This window comes from Chelatococcus asaccharovorans (assembly GCF_003201475.1).
GTDB classification, from domain to species: domain Bacteria; phylum Pseudomonadota; class Alphaproteobacteria; order Rhizobiales; family Beijerinckiaceae; genus Chelatococcus; species Chelatococcus asaccharovorans.
In genome coordinates this window covers 404,813-424,133 of the sequence record NZ_QJJK01000005.1, presented here as the reverse complement: position 1 = coordinate 424,133, position 19,321 = coordinate 404,813, and the positions used below count along the sequence as shown (strand labels likewise).

Sequence of the window (19,321 nt, the reverse complement as noted above, 5' to 3'; positions counted from 1 at the left end):
TCGGACGGGAGTTTCCCCATGGTAACGAAGCAAGAGCCGGTAACGAGTGGGCGCGTCGCTCAGGTCATCGGTGCCGTCGTCGACGTGCAGTTCGACGGGCATCTGCCGGAAATCCTGAACGCGCTGGAAACGACGAACCACGGCAACCGCCTGGTGCTCGAAGTGGCCCAGCAGCTCGGCGAATCGACGGTGCGCTGCATCGCCATGGACACGACCGAAGGTCTTGTTCGCGGCCAGCCGGTGAAGGACACCGGGGCGCCGATCATGGTGCCTGTGGGTGCCGGCACGCTCGGCCGCATCATGAACGTCATCGGCGAGCCGGTGGACGAAGCCGGCCCGGTCCCGGCCGAGGCGCTGCGCCCCATCCATGCCGAGGCGCCCAGCTATTCCGAGCAGTCCACGGACGCGCAGATCCTGGTCACCGGCATCAAGGTCGTCGACCTGCTCGCGCCTTATGCCCGCGGCGGCAAGATCGGGCTGTTCGGCGGCGCCGGCGTCGGCAAGACCGTGCTGATCCAGGAACTGATCAACAACATCGCCAAGGCCCACGGCGGCTATTCCGTGTTCGCCGGCGTCGGTGAGCGCACCCGCGAGGGTAACGACCTCTATCACGAGATGATCGAGTCGGGCGTGAACAAGGATCCGCATGAGAACAACGGCTCGACCGCCGGTTCCAAATGCGCGCTCGTGTTCGGCCAGATGAACGAGCCTCCGGGCGCCCGCGCCCGCGTCGCCCTCACCGGGCTCACGGTCGCCGAGCAGTTCCGCGATCAGGGCCAGGACGTGTTGTTCTTCATCGACAACATCTTCCGCTTCACCCAGGCGGGCTCCGAAATGTCGGCGCTTCTCGGCCGCATCCCCTCGGCGGTGGGTTACCAGCCGACGCTGGCGACCGACATGGGCCAGCTGCAGGAGCGCATCACCACCACCACGAAGGGCTCGATCACCTCGGTTCAGGCGATCTACGTGCCGGCCGACGACCTGACCGACCCGGCCCCGGCCGCCTCCTTCGCCCATTTGGACGCCACGACGGTGTTGTCGCGCGCCATCTCGGAAAAAGGCATCTACCCGGCCGTGGACCCGCTCGACTCCACCTCGCGCATGCTGTCGCCGCAGATCGTCGGCGAGGAGCACTATGACGTGGCGCGTCGCGTCCAGCAGATCCTGCAGCGCTACAAGGCCCTCCAGGACATCATCGCGATCCTGGGCATGGATGAACTGTCCGAAGAGGACAAGACGACAGTGGCCCGCGCCCGCAAGATCGAGCGCTTCCTCAGCCAGCCGTTCTTCGTCGCCGAAGTGTTCACGGGCGCCCCTGGCCAGCTCGTCGCCCTCGAGGACACGATCAAGGGCTTCAAGGGCCTCGTCGAAGGCCAGTACGACCACCTGCCGGAAGCCGCCTTCTACATGGTCGGCACCATCGAACAGGCCGTCGAGAAGGCGCAGCGCCTCGCCGCAGCGGCGGCCTAAGCCTGTACGATGCACGGATGCGCGGGCGGCGCGCATCCGCGTGACGAAGCCAGATGTTGTGGTCGCCCACCGGCGGGTCGCAGCCTGGACATTGCGTTTACTGCGCCTCAGACGCGCGCGAGATCGAAAGAGATTGAGCCATGGCCACCGTTCCGCTTGAGCTGGTCGCGCCCGAAAGACTTCTCTTCTCGGGCGACGTCGCCAGCGTCATCCTTCCGTCCGTCGCGGGTGAAATGCAGGTGATGCCCGGGCATGCACCGGTGATCGCCGTTCTCGAGCCAGGCATCATCACGATCGATTCCGGCGCGGGTTCGTCGCAGCGCCTGTTCGTCCGTGGCGGCCTCGCCGAGATCCGGCCCGACAACATTTCGATCCTCGCGGATTATGCGGTCCCCGTTGCTGAACTCAGCCCCGAGGTGCTTGACGTCGAGATCACATCCGTCGAGACGCTTGTGGCGTCCGCCACCAGCGATGCCGGCCGCATGGCCGCCTCGACCCGGCTGATGCGCCTGACCGAGCTGCGCATGCAGGTTCTGCGCTGAGCAAACGCTCCGCGCTGCCCATGACCCGCTTCGACGCGGCCGCCTTCTGGGCGGCCGTTTTCATGTGAAGAGCCTGCTCGTCATCGCTCGCCGGCTCACCGAAATTACTCGAAGTGTTTGTTTTAACGCATTTTCTTCACACGAACCGGCTGCCACTTCGCCCCAAATTCTAGCGGCGGGCAAACCAGCCGGCGACTCGACGGCACACGGCCTTGGCCACCACCCGCAGCCTGCGACGGCTTTCCTCATGCTGCCCGAGGACCCGCATGGCAACGGAGGAACCGGCGCGCGTCCCCACGAGCATATCGACAATTGACAGGCGCTCGCGCCAGAGATGATCGATCATCGGATGGTTGGCAATCGCGCAGGAATCCGTATAGGCGATCGTCCGATCGTCGAGCTGCGCGTGGCTCAGCGCCAGCGTCAGCTGCACGCCAGGCGAGAAGCGGGCGAAGGCCTCGTCATAGGCGATCTTCCAGAAGAAGGCCTCACTACCGCTTCGCAGGACGATGCCGGCGGCGATCGCGCGGTCGCCAATGTTGAGGAGATGCACCTCGCAGCGGCCCTCATGGGCCATGCGGCGCGTCATGGTGCGCAGGAAAGCGACCGCACCCGCATGCTGCAGAATGGCCGTGCCGGCCCGCGCTTTCCAGCCGGACGCCTCGATCGCCAGGAAGCTCTCGACCGCGTCACGCACCGCGACGGGACTACTGGCACGTGTGAAGCTGACGGTGCCGCGTTCCTCGAGGCGTCGCAACTGGCGCCGCAGCTCCTTGCGTTTGCGGATGGTTTGCAGCGTGACAAGACCGTCCGAGTGGCGCGACGCCGGCAGAATGGCGCGGCGATGGCGACCGAACACCCGTGTCTGGCGCCCCGTCTGGCCGATCACCGCCCGCAGCGCAGCGGCGAATGGCCCGTCCTCTGCCAGGAGCGGGAACAGCACAGCCGTCCCACGCAGTCCGCGCTTGCCGAGGTGGTCGAGAAAGGCCGCGATCACGGCCCGGGCATTGTCTCGATCGACCAGCGGCACGCCAAAGGCCATCAAGGGCGGTTGCCACAGGCGCGCGGCGGCCGGAACGATCCCCGCGCGCGGAAGGATGACGGGAAACAATCCGAGGAGCACACGCTCGTCCTGGCCACCGCCCCAGACGAGCACCGCCGTGACGTGACGCCCATCAGGCAGGTGTTGCGCCGCCGATGCCGCGAAGGCCTGCGTGTAGAAGGGATTTTCCTGTAACAGCCGTTGCGAGAGATCGGCCCAGGCCTCCTCATAGTCCCCCATGTTGCGAAGCAGGCGCTGCTCGACGCCAAGCGGCCCCTCCACCGCGGGCGGGAAATGCCTCGGAGCGGGCTTGGGGACAAGCCGGGCGCGCACCGCGATGGCGCCCCCTGAGACCGCTTCCGCTTGCGCACGTTCCGCAACGACGGAAGGAAAAGCGTCGGACATTCGCAATCCCCACCCAGCTCAAACTGGCGCCCCGTCCCGGAAGAGGACAACTCCTCGATGGAAAGGGGCTTCTGCACCGGAAAGAACAAGACCTGTGCCACAGGCTAGACCGCTGCGGATAACAATGGGGCCAATGATGTGCGTGATGGGTTTTCATCGCAGGGCACGGTTACTGAAACCGGAAGCCGCATCCGACAGTATAGGCGCCAGCTCGCACGAAGCCCGATGAAGCCTCTGCCGATATTACTGTTTCAGGAACGGCAGCCGCGCGCGCGGGCCGGGCGGCGGGTGGGACCGCGTCGCGCACGCATTCGGCACGCCCCGGCCGAGATCCGGCGAGAGCGGCCGCCAGTGTTTCGAAATCATACGCCGCCAGAGGCGCCATACAGCGTCCCCCGCATGGCGCTCCGTGTCCGGAGCCAGCCCGGCTCGGATTGAGTGGGTTCTGGACTGCAACAGCCGAGGCCATCCAAGCCGATGAACCGGCTCGTCCAGTTTTGAAGGGAGCCCGCCCGCGACAGACGGACGTGCTCTAACGCCCACCGCCGAGCGACAGCGGATTGGCGGTCAATGCCGCGGCATCCGGCGCGTCGATCGCCGGCTCGCCGAGGAAGGCGTTCCACAAACGCGAGACGAAGCTCTCGTCGAGATCACGCAAGATGAAGACGAGGCGACTGCGATGGTCTCCGTCCGGCCACCGCTCCAGCCGGATCGGCGGATGGAAGACATGCTGGACGCCATGGATGACCATCGGATGGTCGGGATCGTCGGCGAGCGCGACGATCCCTTTGACCCGCAGCAGATTGGGACCGTGCGATGCACGCAGGAGATCAAGGAACAGATCAAGATTGTGCGAACTGATGGGACGCGGGCTGGTCAGACAGAAAGCCCTGATGCGGGCATCGTGACGATTGACGTCGTGGTGGTGACGATGGCCACCGTGATCATCGTGGCCGTGCCCGTGGTGATGCCCGTGATCGTGACCGTGATCGTGGCCATGATCGTCATCAAAGGCCTCGGCCTGCAACCAGGCCCTGACGTCGGCGATCTTGCCGTCGATGTCATAGAGCCCGATGCCGAGGAGCGCGGCAGGCGTGGCTTCACCCCGGGCGGCGTCGAGGATCGAGGCGGCGGGATTGAGGGCAGCCAGGCGCCGCTTCAGCGCCGCGAGATCAGCCGCATCCGCTTCCGGCAGATCGGTCTTGCTGATGACGATACGATCCGCCACTGCCGCCTGTTTGACGGCCTCGATATGGGCGTCCAGCGTTGCCCCGCCATTGACCGCATCGACGATGGTGATGACGCCATCAATCGCGTAACGCTTGGCGAGATAAGGATGGTAGAGGACCGTATGCAGGACGGGAGCCGGATCCGCCAATCCGGTCGTCTCGATGACCACGCGACGGAAGGCCATGATCCGGCCGTTGTCACGGCGGCGCAGCAAATCTTCCAGGGTGGAAATGAGATCGCCGCGGATCGTGCAGCACAGACAACCCGACGCCAGCGTCACCATGCCCTCGTCGGCCTTCTCGACGAGGAGGTGGTCCAGGCCGATCTCGCCGAATTCGTTGATGATGACGACCGTATCGGCCAGCTCCGGCTCCCGCAGCAGTGCATTCAGAAGGCTCGTCTTGCCCGCGCCGAGAAAACCGGTGACGATTGTCAGCGGGATCGGGGGCAAGGGCCCCTTCGAGCGGGCCACCCGGTGAGATTCCTCAGGCTGAGGCATCGGAGACAGGGTCATCGGAGACAGGGTCATGGGCAGGTCTCACAGACGGTTGCGCAACACGTCCGGGACAGGCGGTCGGGCGCGCAGGTGATCACAACAAAAGGACGAGGCCACTTGTGCCTCGCCCGATATGTAACATTGTATCACTTCGAACAGAACATGCGCTTTGTGCATGCCCGCCATCTGCGCCCCGATCAGTCCTTGCCCGGGGTCAGGCTCAACGGCTTCGGTTTTGCGTTGCCCTTCGCGACCGGGCGCGGTGCCGGCGCCGCCTTGACTGCAGTGGCCTTGCCGCCAGTGGCCTTGGCGGCAGTCGCCTTGTCCGCCGAGGCCGGCTTCTTGGCGGGCTTGATCGCCTTTTGCAGGACGCCGGAGGCGCTGCCGCTCGGCTGCTCGACCGGCGCGAAGGCCGTGGCCTGCGCTGCCGGGGCACCCTTGCCGGAGCGGCTAATCTCGATCTGCTTACGACCGGCGGCGTTGGTTTTGCCGGTCACGTCTGTCTTTGCGGCCTGCCTGGACGCCTTTGCCGACTTCGGCTTCACCGTCTCCGCGACGGCTGTCGGGTCCGGCTCCGCGCCCGGCGTGCGGCCGATGAAGACCGCAAGCGGCACGAATTTCTCGCGCGGGCCGAGCCTGTTGGGGGACGAACCGCGGACGGCCGCCGCGCCGTTCACACGCTGCCCGCTGGCGAAGAAATTGGCAAGGCTGCCACCATCGCCCGCCGATGCACTGACGGGTGCCGCATTGTCGTCATCGACGAGATAGGCCCCGCGATTCTTGCCGCAGACCTCGTCATAGAGATTGGCAGGCGCTGCCTGCGACGCGCGCGGCAAGCTGTCGACGGTCGGGCCACCCCCGCCCCACTGCGCGAAGCCGGCATCGAACAACTCGGCGGCCTGGATGGTGCGCTGGACGGCAGAGGGAGCCCCCAGCACCACAGTGAGGAGCTCACGGTTGCCTTGCTGCGCCGTCGCCACCACATTGAAGCCGGACGCACAGATAAAGCCGGTCTTCATCCCCGTGGACCCGGGGTACCGGCCGACGAGGCCGTTGGTGTTCTGGAAGGTCCGTTTGCCAAGCTGGATGGAGCCGATTTCGAAATAACCGCGATAGGGGGAAAAATCGACGATCAGCGAGCGGGCAAGCACGGCGAGGTCGCGGGCACTCGTCCGGGCGCGGTCGTCCGGCATGCCGTTCGGGTTGGCGAAGTAGCTGTCATACATGCCGATCGACTGGGCCGTCGCGTTCATGCGCGCCACGAAAGCCTCGACGGAACCACTCACGCCCTCGGCCAGGACCACGGCGATATCGTTGGCCGACTTCACGAGCATCATCTTGAGGGCGTTGTCGACCGTAACCTCCGTGCCCGGCTTGACGCCGATCTTCGAGGGCTTCTCCGCAGCGGCGCGTGCCGAGACTTTCAGCGGCGTGTCGAGGGCAAGCCGTCCCGCCTTGATCTCCTGGAAGACGAGATAGGTCGTCATCAACTTGGTGAGCGAGGCTGGGTACCAGAGGTCGGAGGCCTGCGTCGATTTCAGCACACGGCCACTGGCGACGTCGACGACGAGGGTCGGGTTGGCGGAGGCTGGTACAATGGATGCTATCGAAAAACCAACAGCCGCCGCGGCGACGAAGGGGGCAACCGCCCAACGAGAGATCACATTCGTCATTGTCCAACCTTAATCAGGGAGCGCGGGATACCGGAAACGCAGAGATTCCGGACACGGCCCGTGCGCACTCAAACGATCCAGCGGCACCACACCGCGGGCAACGGTCAAGGCTCGCAACGCAACAACATCGAAACCAGCCGCTCGGGCGCGGCAACGGCTAACCGCACAATACGGCAGGTTGCAGGCAAGGCCCATAGTTTCCGGTGAGAAAAGTTACCAGACGGCGAAGAATGCCGCTGTTTCAGCCGCTGCTGCAGCATCATCGCCGTGCAATACGACCATCAAAGCCCGCGCACAGCCTCGCCGGGCGCCGCGGCCTCAATGGCGAGCGCGTGCAGGCCGGTGTCAAATTCATCCCTGAGAAGCGCATTGACGAGCCGGTGCCGTTCCAGCCGCGACTTGCCTGCAAAAGCATCTGCGACGATAGTAATGCGATAGTGGGTTTCACCGCCTTCACGCCAGCCGCCATGTCCGGCATGCTGGTGCGACTCGTCGACGACGTTCATGACGAGGGGCTTGAGACCTGCGGTGAGCTTGGCACTGATCCGGTCGGCGCGGGCCATGGGAGCTCCTTCCTGGCGAAGGTGGATTCATGTGTTCGTAGCCCGGCAGCAGGGCGAGAGGAAGCGGCAGCAGCGTCGGGCTGCCGTCGCCACGTACCGGCGGGCCTGCGGCCAAAGCGACGGCCAGGGCTGCGATCAGGGCTGCGGCTACAGCCAGGGTCGAGTTTATAGCGGGTCTGATGTGTCTTTAAACCACTTGTCCATGGTATTCGCGCAAACGTAGTCTGAGACCATGAATCTGAATTCGCGCCTCTTCGATCGTATCCGGGTGAAGTCGACGGCCAGCAAGCCGACGGCGACGGCGACGCGTACCTGCGAGCATCCCGGTTGCGAAAAGCCAGGCGACCATCGCGCGCCGAAGGGGCGCGGGCGTGAGAACCAATATTGGCACTTCTGCCTGGAGCATGTGCGCGCCTACAACCAGTCCTACAATTATTTCAATGGCATGAGTGACGACGCCGTGGCCGAGTTCCAGAAGGACGCCATCCTGGGCCATCGGCCGACCTGGACGATGGGCATGAATGCGGCGGCGCGCGGCAGCGCCCGGCCAACGGCGGACAACGCCCGCGCGTCCGGTGCCAATGTCGAGGATCCCTTCGGCGTCTTTGGCGCGCGGGCATTCAATCAGACCGCACGCCAGGAGGAGGCCAGGCCGCGCCTGTCGAAGCCAGCCTTGCAGGCCCTCGATACGCTCGGCCTCGACGAAGGCGTGGACGCCGTGACGATCAAGGCCCGCTACAAGTTGCTCGTGAAGCGCTTCCATCCGGACGCGAATGGCGGCGACCGCGCCTTCGAGGAGCGGCTGCAGGCGATTATCCGCGCCTATAACACGCTGAAGGCGCTGGGATTGTGCTGACCACCGGGGCGACCGAGACCGCGGAGCTATTGCGACCGATGGCGGGCGCCTTTGCCGCGGCTGGTTTTCGTCGCGCGATGTGGTAGTTGATGGGCTGGCCCATTTGCCTGTTTGGGCGGCGCCCTGTATCTCGTTTTCAGGGCTGCTGCGCGCCGACCCCTCACACAGCCTGCGGGTATGGAGAGGTGCTGGCAGAGACCTGACGGCAATCCATGGTAATCGTGGCGCGATATCGCATCAGCGGCGTGAAAACTCATGCGAATCGCCCCACGGGCGGCATAGGCTTGCCGCGACGGAGTGAGAGGACCTATGCAAGCGACGAGCGAGAACCAGTCAGGCATACCGGACATGAAGCTGTCCGTGCGGAAGGTGTTCGGCATCGATACCGATCTCGAAGTTCCCGCCTTCTCCCAGCCTGATGAGCATGTACCCGACCTCGACCCGGACTATCTGTTCGATCGGGACACCACCCTCGCTATCCTCGCCGGCTTTGCCCGCAACCGACGCGTCATGATCACCGGCTACCATGGCACGGGCAAGTCCACGCATATCGAGCAGGTCGCCGCGCGGCTTAACTGGCCGTGCGTGCGCGTCAACCTCGACAGCCATGTCAGCCGCGTCGATCTCGTCGGCAAGGACGCCATCGTCGTGAAGGACGGCCTGCAGGTCACCGAATTCCGCGATGGCATGCTGCCATGGGCCCTGCAGCACAATATCGCCCTCGTGTTCGACGAATATGACGCCGGCCGCCCGGACGTGATGTTCGTGATCCAGCGCGTGCTCGAGGTCTCGGGCCGGCTCACGCTGCTCGACCAGAACCGCGTCATCCGCCCGCATCCGGCTTTCCGGCTGTTCGCGACCGCAAATACCGTCGGCCTCGGCGACACCTCCGGGCTCTACCACGGCACGCAGCAGATCAACCAGGGTCAGATGGACCGCTGGTCGATCGTCGCGACGCTGAACTACCTGCCGCATGACCGCGAGGTCGACATCGTGGTGGCCAAGTCGCCGCATTACCGCGACGCGGCTGGCCGCGACATCGTGAACAAGATGGTGCGTGTGGCCGATCTCACCCGCAACGCCTTCATCAACGGCGACCTGTCGACCGTGATGTCGCCGCGCACCGTGATCACCTGGGCGGAAAACGCGGATATCTTCAACGATATCGCCTTTGCCTTCCGGTTGACCTTCCTCAACAAGTGCGACGAACTGGAGCGCCCGCTGGTGGCCGAATTCTACCAGCGCTGCTTCGGCAAGGAGTTGCCGGAATCAACCGTGAACGTCGCCCTGAGCTGATGATGGAGCCGCCGCGGCCGATACCCTGATCGCCCGGCGGCAGGAGACCCATGTCCATTTCCAATCGCAAGCCGTCATCGCCGAAGGAGGCGCCGACCGAGCCGCTGAAGCAGGCGGTGGCGACGACGTTGCGCGCCATTGCGCGGCAACCGGAACTCGAGGTCGCCTTCTCAACGGACAAGCCGGCCTTGACCCCCGGACGGGCCCGCCTGAGCGAGCCGCCCCGGCGCATGTCGCCCCACGACATTGCCTTGTTGCGCGGCCAGGCCGATGCCATGGCGCTGCGGCTTGCCTGCCACAATGAGGCGACACATCGCAAGCTTGCACCGCAAAGCGCGGCGGCGCGGGCCATTTTCGACGCGGTGGAGCAGGCACGCGTGGAGGCCATCGGCGCACGCCGCATGACCGGTGTGGGCGACAACCTGACGGCGGTGCTCGAGGAGCGTTTCCAGCGCGCCAATCTGCAAGGCATCACCGATCGCGACGATGCGCCGATCGAGGATGCGATTGCCCTGATGGTGCGTGAGCGCCTCACCGGGCGCGCACCGCCTGCCGCCGCCCAGGGGGTGGTGGACCTCTGGCGCGACGTCATCGAAGCCAAAGCCGGCAAGGATCTCGATAGCTTGCTCGGCACCATTGAGAACCAGCGCGGGTTCGCACGCGGCATCCGCGACCTCTTGACCCATCTCGACATGGCCGATGAGGCCGAAAGCGACGGCGAGCAGGACGAATCCGACGACAGCGAGGACGAGGGCGACAAGCAGGAGCAGGGTGAGGGCGAGTCCCAGGAGGACGCCAGCGCCGACCAGGGCGACATCGAGCTGACGGACGAAGCCAGCGACGACATGGAGGACGGCACCAGCGAATCGGCGGAAGCGCCGCAGGGCGAGGTACCGGACGACAGCGATGAATTCGACGATGGCGACGCCGATGAGGCCTGGCGCCCGCCGCCGCCCCGGCACAACGAGCCACGCGGGCCCGATTACCGCGTCTATACCAATCAGTTCGACGAGGTGATCGCTGCCGAGGATCTATGCGATCCGGAAGAACTGGCCCGACTGCGCTCCTATCTCGACAAGCAGCTCGACAATCTCCAAGGCGTGGTCGCCCGCCTGGCGAACCGCCTCCAGCGGCGCCTGCTCGCGCAGCAGAGCCGTTCCTGGGAGTTCGACCTGGAAGAGGGCATGCTCGATCCCGCCCGCCTGTCGCGGGTGGTGACAGACCCGTTCCAGCCTCTCTCCTTCAAGCGGGAAAAGGACACCGACTTCAAGGACACGGTCGTCTCACTGCTGATCGATAATTCCGGCTCGATGCGCGGGCGACCGATCACGGTTGCCGCCACCTGCGCGGACGTGCTGGCGCGCACGTTGGAGCGCTGCGGCGTCAAGGTCGAGATCCTCGGCTTCACGACGCGTGCCTGGAAGGGCGGACAGTCGCGCGAATCCTGGTTGCAGAACGGCAAGCCCGTCAATCCCGGACGCCTCAACGACCTGCGCCACATCATCTACAAGGCCGCCGACGCGCCATGGCGGCGTGTGCGGCGCAATCTCGGCCTGATGATGCGCGAGGGCCTGCTCAAGGAGAACATCGACGGCGAGGCGCTGGACTGGGCGCACAAGCGCCTGCTCGGGCGCCCGGAGCAACGGCGTATCCTGATGGTCATCTCCGATGGCGCCCCGGTCGACGACTCCACGCTGTCGGTCAACCCCGGCAATTATCTGGAGCGTCATCTCCGGCATGTCATCGCCGAGATCGAGGAGCGCTCCCCCGTGGAGCTCATCGCCATCGGCATCGGCCATGACGTCACGCGCTACTATCGGCGCGCCGTCACCATCGTCGATGCGGAGGAACTCGGCGGCGTCATGACCGAGAAGCTCGCCGAGCTGTTCGAGGAGAAGCCGGTGCCTCAGCGCGGGGCCGGCGCACGCCTGCGCCGCTCAACACGCGCCTGACAGGCATGCGCGCGCGGCGACCGGCATGGCTGGCGACGAACCGCTCCCTGCGGATCGGCCTCGCCATGCTGGCCGTGACGCTCGCGGTGCCGCAAGGGGCCGCCCTGTCGGAGGTGCTCGCGAGGGGGCCGGAGCCGATCGCGATCGGCGCAATCCCGATCACGGCCTTCGCCGCCAGCACGCCGGACCGGCAGCGTTTCGGCCGCCTGGACTTTCGCGGCGGCCTGCAGCTGCGGTCATCGCATCAGGCCTTTGGCGGCTTCTCCGGCCTGGCACGTACGCCGGACGGGCAGCTCAAAGCGATCTCCGACAAGGGCTATTGGCTCAGCGCTACCGTCGCCGAGGCCGGCGGCCGCATGGTCGGCCTGGACCATGCCGTCATGGGGCTCCTGCCCTCCCCGAGCGGCCGGCCGCTGGCCGCGACGCGCTCCTACGATACCGAAGGCCTCACCATCGCGGGCCATCAGGCCTATGTCTCCATTGAGCGCACGCATGAGGTGCTGCGCTTCGACTGGGGGGTGGCGGGACCGCGCAGCCCGGTCAGGGCCGTGCCGCTTCCGCAGGAGGTGAAAGCCCTCGGGCGAAACCGCGGCCTCGAGGCGATCGGCGTCGCGCCGCACGGTAGTCCCCTCGCCGGCGCCGTGGTGACCATCGCAGAGGAACCACCGCGCGCCGGCGGGCCGGACGGCTTCATCCTCACCGGCCCGCGCAGGGGCACCTTCAGCGTCGTCCGCCATGACGGCTTCGCCGTCACCGATATGGCGTTCCTGCCGGGCGGCGATCTCGTCCTGCTGGAACGCCGTTATCTGCCGCCCTTCAGCCTCGCCATGCGCCTGCGCCTCGTCGAGCGCGCAGCCCTGCGGCCGGGCGCAGCGGTCGACGGCGAGATCCTGCTGACGGCAGACCTCGGCGCGGAGATCGACAATATGGAAGGTCTGTCCGCGCACCGGAACGCCGCGGGTGAAACCATCCTCACGCTGATCTCCGACGACAATTTCTCGATGTTCCAGCGCACGGTACTGCTGCAGTTCGCCCTGCTGCCCGCGGATACTGCCTCAATCGCGCCACCGGTGAAGGCGCAATAGGCGGAAAGCGATCAGCCTGCGCTGCGCTGAAACCGCTCGGCCGGCAGCACGACATTGAGCAGCGCGCCATAGGGCAGCAGCATCACGAGCGCCATCGCCACCTTGACGATGAAGTCGCTGACCGCCCAGGCCATCCACACCGGCGCCGTCACCGCAAGGCCGCCGACGCCGTAGGTCGCGACATCCGTGATGTCACCGGCAAAGGCGAGCGTGAAGAACAGGGCCGTGTCGATCGCCGAGCCCAGGAGGCTGCCGATCAGCGGCGCACGCCACCAGGCCAAACGCCGCAAATTGTTGAACACCGAGATGTCGAGCAGTTGCCCGACCAGGAAGGCCGTGCCCGAGGCGATCGCGATACGCGGGCTCGCCGCGGCAATCGAGGCGAAGACCGCGATGATGAAGCCGACGATCACGAGCCGCCGGGCCAGCTTCGGCCCATAGCGCCGGTTGGTGAGGTCGGTGATCAGGAAGGAGACGGGATAGGTGAAGGCACCCCAGGTGAGATAGTCCGCGAGACCGAAGGGCGTGAACGGATATTGCACCGCCACGTTGGACAGAACGACGACGGCGGCCATGGCGGCCACCGGCAGCCAAAGCTGCGCCACAAGATCTGCGACTGTGCGACTTGTGGACGTGCGACTTGCGGACCTGCGCGAGGTGTTCATCGGCTCAATCTCACCCTTTCGGCACCGCGGCACAGATAAGCCCAGGCCGGACTGCAAACAGCAAAAATCGCGCCGACAATGCCAGCGCGATCATCCTGCATCAAAGCCTCGAGGCGCCGAAGCTCTGAAGAAGCCTCAGCTGGCAGCCGCTTCGGTCTGCTTCTTGGCGATTTCGCGCTTCAGGACGCGCACGTTCTGCGCCAGCTCCGTCTCCGGGGCCTTGGCCAGGAACGCGTCCAGCCCACCCCGATGCTCGACCGAGCGCAGGGCGGCCGCCGAGATGCGCAGCTTCACGCCACGGTTCAGGGCTTCCGACTGAAGGGTCACATTGACCAGATTCGGAAGAAACTTCCGCTTGGTCTTGCGGTTGGAATGGCTCACGAGGTGACCGGACAGAACGGCCTTACCCGTGAGTTCGCAGCGGCGCGCCATGACGCTTCGTCCTTAACTTGGTTGGTGCACTCTTGCAAAGCTACAGAAGCTGGTCCCGACGTCAGCCGGGCCAAGAGGCGCCGATGTCTGAATGAAAGTTGCGCGTGTATAGTAGATGTGATGAGGCAACGTCAAGGATCCTGCGCGATATCATTGCGATCGGACGCGAGATGCGTCACGATTCGAACGGATTTGCAGCCGATAAACGACGGGCGATTCGGCCCGTGGCCTGTGTCGATGCCTGGGATCGAGAGAACCCGGGTCTCGCGCAATGGAGAGTGCAACAGTATGATCCGGCGTTGGAACAGCAAGGCTGGCCGTGCAGCACGTGGCTTCCGCCGGGCCGCGCTGGGGATCATGGTGCTTGCACCTCTGCCCGCCAGCGCCGCGTCGATCGAAGCCAACTACGACATTTCGCTGCTCGGCCTGAAAATCGGCATCGCCGCCATCAAGGCCGATGTCGTCAAAGACCAATACAAACTTGATGTCTGGTCTCAGCTCACGGGCTTGGCCGGCATCATCACCGGCGGCAAGGGTGCGGCCACATCCACGGGCAGCATCTCCGGCGATCGCATCCTGCCTGCGACCTTCGCGGTGACGACAGCCAATTCCGAAAAGTCGATCACCGTCCGCATGGCATTGGCCGGCGGCAGCGTGCAGGCCGTCGAGATCAAGCCGCCGATCGAGCCGAGACCCGACCGCATCCCCGTCACCGAGCAGAACAAGCGCGGCGTGGTTGATCCGCTTTCGGCGCTCCTGATGCCGGCGTCCTCGGGCAATACATCGAATGCGGCGGCCTGCGACCGCAACATTCCCGTCTTCGACGGCGCCACGCGCTTCGATGTGAAACTGTCCTACGCCCGCGAGGAGACGGTGCGCAGCGCCACCTATTCCGGCCCGGTCGCCGTATGCCGGGCGCGCTATCTGCCCATCTCCGGCCATCGCGCGGACCGGACGGCCACCAAATTCATGGAAAACAACAAGGATATGGAAGCCTGGCTGATGCCCGTTGGCGAAGACCGGGTTTTCATCCCCTATCGCATTTCAGTGCGCACCCCGCTCGGCACCACTGTCATCGAAGCCACGCGTGTGAACGTGAACGGCAACAATCCGCGCATGCCGGTCCGGGCCAGAAACTAGTGGTTCTGCTCCGACATTTGCATCCGCCCGATACCACCCTCGGAGCAAATGTCGGAGTCAAGAGAACCACTAGCAAGTTATTGGTTCTAGTGGAGCTTATGAATTTGACATTTGATCTGGAGCTTGATGTCAGGCGGGACTCAAATGTCAAATTCGCTCCACTAGGCGCGGAGCAAAGGTCTCCCGCCTGTTGTTTTGTGGTGTCGATCGAGACCGGCGCCTTGGCCTATGGCGAACAGCCAAAGCATTCCGGCGTTGGCGCGAAACCGTACTCTGTCGTTTCGTTGGCGCAGGCCGATCGTTTGTGCTGGGGCTGATCGGTTCCACTTGTGCCTCCTTAGCATACCGACCACAATATCTCGTGTGAGAACGAAACCTGATTCTGCCGGAGTCCGCGATTCGGCCGCGATTCGTTCCAGACTCGTTCCAAACCATAAATTCAGCCGCGCTTTACGTGTCGATGTGATACAGAAGGCTTGATATAGAAGGCTTGCCACATCGCGTTCAGGGGCCGTTGCAGGAGTTGCGGTCACGGCGTTTCCGTCCAGACTCTACGGCATCGGGTTTCATGGCTTCATCCCTGACGGCAGCACGGTCGCTCTCCCCGCAGATGCGGGCGCGCGGCGTAACAGCGGTTCTCGGCCCAACCAACACCGGCAAGACGCATCTCGCCATCGAGCGCATGGTCGGCCACACCAGCGGTGTCATCGGCCTGCCGCTCAGATTGCTCGCGCGCGAGGTCTATCAACGCGTGGTGGAGCGCGTCGGCGCGGATGCGGTGGCGCTCATCACCGGCGAGGAAAAGATCAAGCCGCCCCAGGCGCGCTACTGGGTCGCCACCGTGGAGGCGATGCCGAGCGATCTCGACGTTGCCTTCTGCGCGATCGACGAAATCCAGCTCGCCGCGGATCTCGACCGCGGGCATATCTTCACGGACCGGCTGCTCAATCGCCGGGGCTATGCGGAAACGCTGATCATCGGTGCCGCCACGATGCGCCCCCTGGTCGAGACGCTCATTCCCGGCGCCAATATCGTCTCGCGCCCGCGCCTCTCGACCTTGACCTTCACGGGCGAGAAGAAAATTACGCGGCTGCCGCCGCGTTCGGCCATCGTCGCCTTCTCCGCCGAGGAGGTCTATACGATCGCCGAGCTGGTGAAGCGCCAGAAAGGCGGCGCCGCCGTCGTGCTCGGCGCGCTCAGCCCGCGCACGCGCAACGCGCAGGTGGCCCTCTACCAGTCGGGCGAGGTGGACTATCTCATCGCCACCGACGCCATCGGCATGGGCCTCAATCTCGAGGTCAACCATGTCGCTTTCGCCGGCGACCGCAAGTTCGACGGCTTCGGGTTCCGCCAGCTCAATCCGGCCGAATTCGGCCAGATCGCCGGGCGCGCGGGGCGCCACATGCGCGACGGGACCTTCGGCACGACAGGACGCTGCCCGCCGTTCGACGCGGAGCTGGTGGAGGCGCTCGAGAGCCACAGCTTCGATCCCGTCCGGGTCGCGCAATGGCGCAATGCCGATCTCAATTTCCGCTCGATAAGCGCCCTGCAGGCGAGCCTTGCCGTCCTGCCGACCGAGCCGGGCCTGACGCGTGCGCCGCTCGCCGATGACGTGAATGCACTCGACATTGCCGCGCGCGACGACGACATCCGGCGGCTCGCCGTGGGGCCGGAGGCGGTCGCCAAGCTTTGGGAGGTGTGCCGCATCCCGGACTACCGGCGTGTGGCCCCCGCCGCCCATGCCGACCTCACCATGACGATTTACCGTGCGTTGATGACCCAGGGCGTGATAGCGGATGACTGGTTTCGGCGGCAGGTCGCACTCGTGGATCGCACCGATGGGGACATCGATACCCTCTCGGCCCGCATCGCGCAGGTGCGCACCTGGACCTTCGTTGCCAACCGTCCCGACTGGTTACGTGATCCTGAGCATTGGCAGGAGGCCACCCGTCAGGTAGAGGACAATCTGTCGGATGCTCTGCATGAGCGTTTGGCGAGCCGGTTCGTTGATCGGCGGACCAGCGTACTCATGCGGCGCTTGAGAGAGAATGCGATGCTCGAAGCGGAAGTAACCGCCAGCGGCGATGTCCTGGTCGAAGGCCAGCACGTCGGTCGGCTGCACGGATTTCAGTTTGCCCCGGACCCCCAGGCCGACGGCCAGGAGGCCAAAGCGTTGCGGGCAGCCGCTCAGAAAGCCCTGGCCGGCGAGATCGAGGCCCGTGCCGAACGCTTTTCCCAAGCGCCGGACGACACCTTCGTGCTCGCCAATGACGGCACCATCCGCTGGATGGGCGAGGCCGTCGCCAAGCTCGTGGCCGGCGACAAGCTGCTCGCCCCGCGCTTCCGGGTCCTCTCCGACGAACAGCTGTCGGGCCCGCCGCGCGAAAAGGTCGATGCGCGGCTTGCCGCCTGGATCAAGGCGCATATCACCAAACTGCTCGGTCCCCTGGTCGTTCTCGAGGAGGCCGCCGACATTCCCGGTATCGCCCGGGGCATCGCCTTTCAGATCACCGAGGCTCTCGGCGTGCTGGAACGCGCCCGCGTCGCGCAGGATGTGAAGAGCCTGGACCAGGACGGGCGCGCCGCGCTCCGCCGCTACGGCGTGCGCTTCGGTGCCTATCATCTCTATCTGCCGCTGCTGCTGAAGCCAGCCCCGCGTGGCCTCGCCGCCCAGCTCTGGGCCTTGAAGCACGGCGGCCTCGACGTGAAGGGCCTCGACGAGATTCCGCATCTTGCAGCCTCCGGCCGCACCTCCTTCCCAGCCGACACCGAAGTGCCGCGCGGGCTCTATCGCGCTGCCGGCTTCCGCGTCTGCGGCGGCCGGGCTGTGCGGATCGATATCCTGGAGCGCCTGGCCGATCTCATCCGGCCCGCCATCGGCTATCGGCCCGGCACGACGCCCGGCGAACCACCGCCCGGTGCAGCCGACGGCGACGGCTTCGTGATAACGGTCGGGATGACCTCGCTCGCCGGCTGCTCCGGTGAGGATTTCTCATCGATCCTGAAATCCCTTGGCTATGTGGTCGACCGGCGCGCAGGCCCGGCGATCACGGTTCCGCTCGTGCCCGCGCCCCAGCTCATCCGCCCGGCGGCCGAAACGCCCGCCAGCGTCGCGGCAGCTTCCGATGCGGCGACACCTGCTGAGGCCGGCGCCGCCGAAGCCACCGCCGCAGAGAGCGGTGACGAAGCGGTTTCCAGCGGCGAAACGGAGTTGATGGCCGATATCGCGGAGGCGGCCTCCGTCGCCGAAGCCTCCGACACGCCGGAGGATGCTGCAGCGTCCCTGGTGATGGAAACCAGCGAGCGACCTGAAGCGGCGCCGGCCCCCGTCGAGGCCGAGCCGGCTGTGGCAGAGGTCCTCGCGGAGGTCTCGGCCGAGGTCTCGGCGGAAGCGCCTGCGGACATCCCGCCGGAAACGCTTCCCCCGGCAGGAGAAGAGCCCGCCGCGAGCCCGCAGGAGGTTTCGGCGGAGACCGGCGAGGTGGCGGCAGCACCGTTGGCCGAGCCTGCACCGGCCGAACCCGAGATGATCGAGGTTTGGCGGCCCCATCGTCAGCAGCATCACGGCCAGGCGCGCCGGCGCACCGACCGCCCGCAGGGCGAAGGCCGGCCCGACAGGCGCGGAGACCGCGGCCAAGGCCAGGGCCGTCGCGGCGCCCCCGGCGAGGCGGGCACGGTCGCGGCACAGGACGCCCAGGCCCGCGAGGGGCAGGCTCCACAGCGGCCGCCGCGCGAGGATGGCGCTGGGGACCGCCCGAAGCGCGACTGGAAGGCCAAGGCTCCCAACCGTGAGGGCGGGCGCGGGGCTGGCAAAAGTGACTTCGGCAAGAGTGACTTCGGCAAGGGCGACTTCGGCAAAGGTGGCGGCAAGCGCGGCGGCGGTTCTTTCGGCAAGGATGGCGGCCGGCCGGACGGTGGCGGCGGGCATCGCGGAGGCAGAAGCGGCAATTGGCAGGATCGGCCGCAGCAGCGGGCCGAGAAGGCCCCTGATCCCAACTCACCTTTCGCAAAGCTCCTCGCCCTCAAGGAGGAACTTGAAGCCCGCGCGAGCCGCAAGGGGTGAAGCCGGCTCCCGGCGAGCGGATACGGATCGACAAATGGCTGTGGCATGCGCGCATGGCCAAGAGCCGCACGCTTGCCGGCAAGCTGGTTGAAAGCGGGCATGCGCGGCTCAATGGCCGGCGTATCGAGGGCTCGGACCGATTGATCAGGCCTGGCGACATTCTGACGCTGGCCCTGCCCCATGCCACGCTTGTCGTGGAGGTTCTGGCGCTTGGGCATCGGCGCGGCCCGGCATCGGAAGCCAGGACGCTCTATCGCGACCGGAGCGAAAGCGCCGTCACAATCGCCGAGGACATGGCCGAGGACATCGCCAAGGACGTGGCCGACGAGTGACGACCGCGGCTTGTGTTCAAACCGCCGACCAGCCCGTCGATACAGCCCTGCACAGCAGGATTGCTGCGCCCGCGGGTTG

The 19,321-nt window shown here is 65.9% G+C and carries 15 protein-coding genes; 9 read left to right on the top strand and 6 right to left on the bottom strand.

Annotation, left to right across the window (positions count from 1 at the left end):
* Positions 1–18 precede the first annotated feature (18 nt).
* Together atpD and atpC are read left to right on the top strand one after the other, a co-directional pair.
* Complete coding sequence (gene atpD, locus C7450_RS14090; RefSeq protein WP_110375060.1) at positions 19–1,470, top strand: F0F1 ATP synthase subunit beta; 1,452 nt, start codon at positions 19–21, stop codon at positions 1,468–1,470.
* Between the two features lie 140 nt (positions 1,471–1,610).
* A complete protein-coding gene (gene atpC, locus C7450_RS14085) occupies positions 1,611–2,012 on the top strand; it encodes an ATP synthase F1 subunit epsilon (protein ID WP_110375059.1) in 402 nt (133 codons plus the stop codon).
* A gap of 169 nt (positions 2,013–2,181) precedes the next feature.
* On the opposite strand, the gene C7450_RS14080 is transcribed toward atpC, so the two are convergent.
* The 4 genes from C7450_RS14080 to C7450_RS14065 form a co-directional block, all read right to left on the bottom strand.
* Complete coding sequence (locus tag C7450_RS14080) at positions 2,182–3,459, bottom strand: GNAT family N-acetyltransferase (protein WP_110375058.1); 1,278 nt, start codon at positions 3,457–3,459, stop codon at positions 2,182–2,184.
* 532 nt (positions 3,460–3,991) lie between these two features.
* Positions 3,992–5,188 carry a CobW family GTP-binding protein gene (locus tag C7450_RS14075; RefSeq protein ID WP_245449746.1) on the bottom strand — a complete coding sequence of 399 codons (1,197 nt, stop codon included), beginning with the start codon at positions 5,186–5,188 and terminating at the stop codon, positions 3,992–3,994.
* 194 nt (positions 5,189–5,382) lie between these two features.
* Complete coding sequence (locus C7450_RS14070; protein WP_110375057.1) at positions 5,383–6,858, bottom strand: D-alanyl-D-alanine carboxypeptidase family protein; 1,476 nt, start codon at positions 6,856–6,858, stop codon at positions 5,383–5,385.
* 281 nt (positions 6,859–7,139) lie between these two features.
* Positions 7,140–7,421: a BolA family protein gene (locus C7450_RS14065; protein ID WP_110375056.1), complete on the bottom strand. Its 282-nt coding sequence runs from the start codon at positions 7,419–7,421 to the stop codon at positions 7,140–7,142.
* A gap of 232 nt (positions 7,422–7,653) precedes the next feature.
* Here C7450_RS14065 and C7450_RS14060 point away from each other — a divergent pair, with 232 nt between their 5' ends.
* The 4 genes from C7450_RS14060 to C7450_RS14045 all read left to right on the top strand — a co-directional run bounded on the left by C7450_RS14060 (position 7,654) and on the right by C7450_RS14045 (position 12,610).
* A complete protein-coding gene (locus C7450_RS14060; RefSeq protein WP_110375055.1) occupies positions 7,654–8,277 on the top strand; it encodes a J domain-containing protein in 624 nt (207 codons plus the stop codon).
* 309 nt (positions 8,278–8,586) lie between these two features.
* Complete coding sequence (gene cobS / locus C7450_RS14055; protein WP_110375054.1) at positions 8,587–9,573, top strand: cobaltochelatase subunit CobS; 987 nt, start codon at positions 8,587–8,589, stop codon at positions 9,571–9,573.
* Positions 9,574–9,623: 50 nt separating this feature from the next.
* Positions 9,624–11,525, top strand: a complete 1,902-nt coding sequence (cobT, locus tag C7450_RS14050) for a cobaltochelatase subunit CobT (protein ID WP_110375053.1) — start codon at positions 9,624–9,626, stop codon at positions 11,523–11,525.
* Between the two features lie 5 nt (positions 11,526–11,530).
* On the top strand, positions 11,531–12,610 hold the full coding sequence (locus C7450_RS14045) for an esterase-like activity of phytase family protein (protein ID WP_245449725.1): 1,080 nt from the start codon (positions 11,531–11,533) through the stop codon (positions 12,608–12,610).
* 11 nt (positions 12,611–12,621) lie between these two features.
* On the opposite strand, the gene C7450_RS14040 is transcribed toward C7450_RS14045, so the two are convergent.
* Positions 12,622–13,185, bottom strand: coding sequence for a queuosine precursor transporter (locus tag C7450_RS14040; RefSeq protein WP_245449744.1), 564 nt, complete (start codon positions 13,183–13,185; stop codon positions 12,622–12,624).
* 225 nt (positions 13,186–13,410) lie between these two features.
* Positions 13,411–13,707, bottom strand: a complete 297-nt coding sequence (gene rpmB / locus C7450_RS33540; protein ID WP_146227337.1) for a 50S ribosomal protein L28 — start codon at positions 13,705–13,707, stop codon at positions 13,411–13,413.
* Positions 13,708–13,995: 288 nt separating this feature from the next.
* Between rpmB and C7450_RS14035 the strand changes: the two genes are divergently transcribed.
* The 3 genes from C7450_RS14035 (at position 13,996) to C7450_RS14025 (ending at position 19,242) form a co-directional block, all read left to right on the top strand.
* Entirely contained in the window at positions 13,996–14,847 is an 852-nt protein-coding gene (locus C7450_RS14035; protein WP_170147240.1) for a DUF3108 domain-containing protein, read from the top strand.
* A gap of 568 nt (positions 14,848–15,415) precedes the next feature.
* Positions 15,416–18,910: a helicase-related protein gene (locus C7450_RS14030; protein WP_245449724.1), complete on the top strand. Its 3,495-nt coding sequence runs from the start codon at positions 15,416–15,418 to the stop codon at positions 18,908–18,910.
* Positions 18,907–19,242, top strand: coding sequence for an RNA-binding S4 domain-containing protein (locus tag C7450_RS14025; RefSeq protein WP_281064269.1), 336 nt, complete (start codon positions 18,907–18,909; stop codon positions 19,240–19,242). The genes C7450_RS14030 and C7450_RS14025 overlap by 4 nt, the downstream gene beginning before the upstream one ends.
* Positions 19,243–19,321 lie beyond the last annotated feature (79 nt).

Bases quoted from the DNA above. Each gene is read 5' to 3' on its own strand.
- atpD (WP_110375060.1), top strand. From the start codon at position 19: ATGGTAACGAAGCAAGAGCCGGTAACGAGTGGGCGCGTCGCTCAGGTC.
- atpC (WP_110375059.1), top strand. From the start codon at position 1,611: ATGGCCACCGTTCCGCTTGAGCTGGTCGCGCCCGAAAGACTTCTCTTC.
- C7450_RS14080 (WP_110375058.1), bottom strand. From the start codon at position 3,459: ATGTCCGACGCTTTTCCTTCCGTCGTTGCGGAACGTGCGCAAGCGGAA.
- C7450_RS14075 (WP_245449746.1), bottom strand. From the start codon at position 5,188: ATGCCTCAGCCTGAGGAATCTCACCGGGTGGCCCGCTCGAAGGGGCCC.
- C7450_RS14070 (WP_110375057.1), bottom strand. From the start codon at position 6,858: ATGACGAATGTGATCTCTCGTTGGGCGGTTGCCCCCTTCGTCGCCGCG.
- C7450_RS14065 (WP_110375056.1), bottom strand. From the start codon at position 7,421: ATGGCCCGCGCCGACCGGATCAGTGCCAAGCTCACCGCAGGTCTCAAG.
- C7450_RS14060 (WP_110375055.1), top strand. From the start codon at position 7,654: ATGAATCTGAATTCGCGCCTCTTCGATCGTATCCGGGTGAAGTCGACG.
- cobS (WP_110375054.1), top strand. From the start codon at position 8,587: ATGCAAGCGACGAGCGAGAACCAGTCAGGCATACCGGACATGAAGCTG.
- cobT (WP_110375053.1), top strand. From the start codon at position 9,624: ATGTCCATTTCCAATCGCAAGCCGTCATCGCCGAAGGAGGCGCCGACC.
- C7450_RS14045 (WP_245449725.1), top strand. From the start codon at position 11,531: ATGCGCGCGCGGCGACCGGCATGGCTGGCGACGAACCGCTCCCTGCGG.
- C7450_RS14040 (WP_245449744.1), bottom strand. From the start codon at position 13,185: ATGGCCGCCGTCGTCGTTCTGTCCAACGTGGCGGTGCAATATCCGTTC.
- rpmB (WP_146227337.1), bottom strand. From the start codon at position 13,707: ATGGCGCGCCGCTGCGAACTCACGGGTAAGGCCGTTCTGTCCGGTCAC.
- C7450_RS14035 (WP_170147240.1), top strand. From the start codon at position 13,996: ATGATCCGGCGTTGGAACAGCAAGGCTGGCCGTGCAGCACGTGGCTTC.
- C7450_RS14030 (WP_245449724.1), top strand. From the start codon at position 15,416: ATGGCTTCATCCCTGACGGCAGCACGGTCGCTCTCCCCGCAGATGCGG.